Below are 4,922 nucleotides of genomic sequence, written 5' to 3'. Positions count from 1 at the left end.
CCACGTAGTTGATCGTTTACTCCTTTTTGGTCTAACATCGCATCTGCCTTAAAAAAAGAAGACCTTAACTCAGAGAAAGCAAATAGAGAGAAATTATGGGCATCCTCACCTTTTTCTTTAAGTGAATAAAAATAAGATAACTGGTTACGGTTGTACAATGTGGTTGACCTATCATTATAGGTATAATTCTGAGACTGGTTAGCATTTAATGCTGCTGGAGAAAAATTATCTTTAACACTAGATACCCCAGTATAGCTCAAATAAGTGCCAATTTTAAAATTTTTAAGCACCTCGTAATCTGCATTAATAGTTGCCGTTGTATTTAAAACCTTACTATCATTATCTGTAGTTAATGCGCCCAATACAGAGTTTACAGACGAATACAATGATGGTGCAGGTAATAACGACGAGGAACTGCCCCCAGTTGCCACCCCCTCGTTCTGCAAGCCATTTCCGCTTCCAGTTTGTTGTTTCTGTATAGAGTTGTATAATGACCCAACCAATTTGAATTTATCACTTGGCTGATACCCCATGTTCATATTCAAATTATAACGGGTATAACCTGTATTTTTTTGGATACCACTTTGATCAATAACACCCAACGCAACTTTATAATTAAACTTAACATCGCCCCCAGAAATATTTAAGTTATGGGTTTGGTTAATTGTAGGTCTATAAAAGTACGACTGCCAATCTGTAGAATTATTGTAATAAGCATTTAAACTATCAGCAAGAAATGGCGTACCATTAATTTTATCTATTGCCTTATATTTACTTGTATCATTACGTAAAATCTGGTCTATTCTTAATAAACGTTCGTCTTTACCTCCAATTACTGTACGTAATTGCGGTACCGTAGACAAAAATGTACTTCCGCTGTAACGTATTATACAATGGTGATGTTGGCGTAAGAAAACTAGAGTTACCCTCTCCACTAACATTAATGTTAGAGATACCACGGATAGTAACAGAGCCCCTAAAACCTGGTGCACCAGTATTATTTTGGATGTTTAAGCCTGCAACTTTACCCTGTAACAGAGAGATCACATCGCCAGCAGGTTGCCCTTGTAACTCTTTACCAGAAATAGTTACTGCAGAACTTGTATTTAATGTTTTGGTTTTGGTTTGGTAACCGGAAGTAATGGTTATTTCTTTTAGTTTAGTATCACTTGATTCAGTTAAAGTAACATTGATAGTGGTTCTATTATTTACTTTTTCCTTTACGGACTGAAAACCGATATAACTGAAAGTTAATACAGCGTTGTTATTTACAGTAACCCTATAACTACCCTCGCGACCTGTTTGTGCAACCACTTTACCATCTACCAGTACAGTTACCCCGGGTAAAGTTTGCTTTGATTTTGTTGAGCCGTCATATACTACTCCATTAACCACAATTTTTTGCTGTGCAAAGGTCTTGCTCTGGAAACCAAAAATCAATAAAAATGCTATGGTGTAAAAATACTTCATTGGAAATATGTTTTGTTTAAATCTATTTGTGTCCATTAATCATTATCAAATTTTGGTCTGTCCCTTAAAAACTGGAAAGTAATTTCCCAATCGCCTTGTTGGTAAATGTTAAAATTCAATGCTACAAAACATTGCTGCAACACATTTCCGAAAGCTTGTCTGTTAAACCTAAACACTACCCTAGCTTGAGTACCAGATAAAGTAGTATACTTTGTTGGATATGCACTTAATGGAATTGGATAAGCCGCATCGAATTTTACATATTTATCTGTTTTAACCATGTTAAACCCGTGTACCAAATTAGCCCAATCTGTAGCAGCAAACTTGTTAGGATCTATAGGATTAGATAAGGTATCTGTGAATTTGAAAGTTAAGCTATTGCCACTTCCATTTCTCTTAAATACAACACGTACATCAGATCCAGCGTTTAAAGGCTGACCACGCTCTCCTGTAATATTTACACCACTTGGAGATACCGAAACATTGGGGCTTTGTCCAATAACCGGATCTAAGTTTGATGGTTCATATGGGCGTTCCTTAAAAGGCAATAGTCTTAAATTTTGATAGTATTTCCTACCCCCAGAATTAGACATTTCGACATCGAAAACATAACCAGAATCTGGTTGTGCTTTTATTTGATTTGAATTGGCTGACGCCCACATTAAAAACTCTCCCGAATGAGGTCTTATCTCAAACAATTGATGATTTTCTAAGGCTCTTTTAGCATCAATTTCAGCAATTGATTTTTCTGTCCCATCATAGGCTTGTTTCCAAACCATTACGGGATAAAAAGCCGTCAATTCTGGTGCTGGCTCGCCTGTAAATGTCCTCATATTTACAATCTTAAAATCTAAAGGACGACTAGAACTACCGTATTGAAAGTTATTGCTAAATAAAGTATTTCTTCCCAACACTGGTTTATAGACGTATTGGGTAAATTGCGAATTGTTAGCAATAGAAAGCCGTGCATCAGGCAAGTTCTTTTTGCATGACGAGAGCAGACCAATACTGCTAAGCAATGCTAATGCTATTTGTAAAGCATATTTAATATTTTTCATTAGAATATATTTGTTTTTTAATGGTTATGAAGCTATCATGGGCAAATTTTCTTGCTGTTGAACAGCTTCCCCATGATGGTGTCATCATTTTTTTCTTACGTTAATTATCTAATCTTACAGTAAACTCATCAAATCCGAAATTATGCATTGGAGTAAGGATGTTTATGGTTGCATTATTGGTTTTAATATTAACAGCATCAGTAGTTGTATTAACCCAATATTTAGTAAAAATAACACCCTTTGGATCGCTAAAAGTTAATTGTGCAGCCCCCCCGCCTACATAACCAGAAGAGCTTAACTTTACATATTTAATATGCATGAGATAATTAGAACCAACCGACACTTGATCAATACCATCTATAGTTTCCTTGTAATCATTAGTTGTTTTATTATCCTTAAGAATGTATTTGCAAGTCATGTACAATAACTGAGCAGGATCTGCATTGTCTAAATCAATCAATGATTTTCCTTTTGCTATTCTTTGATCATTCAAGTATTTCAATGCGGTTTCAAAATTTTTATTTACCGGAACAAACAAGGTTACTTTTTCATTTTTTAGTGTGTTAACTAAATCTGGATACTTATCTACAACCGATAAAAAAATATCGAATGTTCCTTTTGGTTGTGCTTTAAGGTATTCGTAAGCCGAACCGTTAAAGCTTTGTACCGTATTCACATAATCATGATAAGGTGAATCGCTTTTTTTACAAGCTCCAAAACATAAACTTAGCACAACTAATGCGAACAAAATGTGGTATTTATATAATCTATTTTTCATGTATTTTTTTGCTATATGATTATTGCCAATATGAATTTTGAGTAATTAATGAATTCGCATTAATTACATCTTGCGATACTGGCCAATAAACCCCTCCTGCAGCTTCAAACTGTTTAAAGGTCATTGGCGTACCATTTTTAGTGGCAAAAACACCATTAGTATTTTTAATTCTGTTCAATCTCACAATATCGTACCATCTCCAGCCCTCTCCCATTAATTCTCTTCTTCTTTCTGCAAAAATGGCATCAAGAATTGGCACAGTAGATGAGGCTAAATAAGCCGTTCCTCTTTTATTGGTAGATACATTTAAAGCATCAATGGCACCGTTTCTATCCCCAAGTACAGCTAAAGCCTCAGCCCTTAGCAAGGTAATCTCTTCTAAACGACTAATTACGCATGACGAGCTATACATCATCACATCACTAGTTTTTTGAGCTCTATTAATAACCTTTATTTTGTTAAAAATTGGTAATTCTGATTGATAGTCATAAAAATAATTGGTTCTATATAGCTTAGTTACCGGATCAATACTGAAACGTAAATCTGATGGATCAGTAAATGCCTTATTGATAGTATCCTTTGGCACAAACATTTCTGGCTGGGCTTTAGGGATAAAGGGCTCGGCCAATGTTAGTTGTTCTATGTGACCATTCGCAGACGTCAATCCATTAATATTCTCAAAAGCAAAGCCTACTATTAAGCTTGACCTTTTAAAAGCAAACGGATTGGTAGCTCCATTGTCATTTTCCGTCAATGCATCCATACTAAGATAATCTATGTTATAAGCTCCATCTCCATTTACTTTTGTTTGATTATCTAAAACGTATTTCGAATAATTAGCCACATCTAAATAATTACCTTGCCAAGCAGCTATATGTGCCAATAAGGTATAAGCAGTTAATCTGTTAAACACGATACCATTCCATGAACTCCAACCACCACCATAATATAAGCCAGGCAATATTGGATCGGTACCTCCATATCTAAACGGCAACACTTGAGCAGCAGCTAACAATTCATTGGTTGCAAATGCTAAAACTTTCTGTTGTGAGGTTCTAGGTAATTGAACAAATTCGCCGTCATGAGAAGAGGTTAACAAAGGTACATCTCCCCATATTCTACTCATATAAAAATAGGCTAAAGCTCTTAGTGTTCTTGCTTGTGCAATATCTGCCCCATTATTCAATACAGTATAACGTGGGTCTAATTTTAAAATCTCGCCAGAACGTTCTATATATAAACTAGCCGCATTAATGGCGGCATAAAACCTACGCCAATTAGTAAGCCTATTAATTACAGGGTACGATGCATTTAGCTGTCCGTTTACAATTGCTTTTAAATCGGCACGATTCGTGATTTGGAAATCGCCCTTACGCAAATCGCCCATTAACCAATGTCCATTATCAGAAACCGTTGCCGAACGTAACAAACCGTAAATAGACAACAAATTGGCCTTAGCGTCTTCTAATGTTTTCCAGTTGGTTTCTTCAGTAGATAGTCTTGTCGATTGTACATCATCAATCTTTTTACAAGAAAAGTTCCCTAAACCAACCAGTAGCACAATAATTCCAATTGAAATTTTGTTGAGACTGTTCCTTTTATTGATCGTGTTATTC

General features: G+C 35.5%; 4 protein-coding genes and 1 pseudogene. All 5 read right to left on the bottom strand.

Going from position 1 to position 4,922, the window contains the following annotated elements; all coding sequences use genetic code 11:
* A pseudogene (locus AC1DPQ_RS19990) lies at positions 1-863 on the bottom strand (SusC/RagA family TonB-linked outer membrane protein); the annotation flags it as partial.
* Positions 823-1,470 carry a carboxypeptidase-like regulatory domain-containing protein gene (locus tag AC1DPQ_RS19985; RefSeq protein ID WP_477610657.1) on the bottom strand — a complete coding sequence of 216 codons (648 nt, stop codon included), beginning with the start codon at positions 1,468-1,470 and terminating at the stop codon, positions 823-825. The pseudogene AC1DPQ_RS19990 and the gene AC1DPQ_RS19985, both read right to left, overlap by 41 nt.
* A gap of 35 nt (positions 1,471-1,505) precedes the next feature.
* A complete protein-coding gene (locus AC1DPQ_RS19980) occupies positions 1,506-2,528 on the bottom strand; it encodes a DUF5007 domain-containing protein (protein ID WP_477581332.1) in 1,023 nt (340 codons plus the stop codon).
* A 100-nt stretch (positions 2,529-2,628) separates the two neighbouring features.
* The gene (locus tag AC1DPQ_RS19975) at positions 2,629-3,306 is read right to left on the bottom strand and encodes a hypothetical protein (protein ID WP_477581334.1); all 678 of its coding nucleotides are present in this window, start codon (positions 3,304-3,306) and stop codon (positions 2,629-2,631) included.
* 19 nt (positions 3,307-3,325) lie between these two features.
* On the bottom strand, positions 3,326-4,922 hold a 1,597-nt coding region (locus AC1DPQ_RS19970), incomplete at its 5' end, for a RagB/SusD family nutrient uptake outer membrane protein (protein WP_477610656.1).

This window comes from Pedobacter sp. 01T416_2 (genome assembly GCF_056398925.1).
Note: the sequence above shows the minus strand (reverse complement) of the source record. Positions and strands in the feature narration are given on the sequence as shown.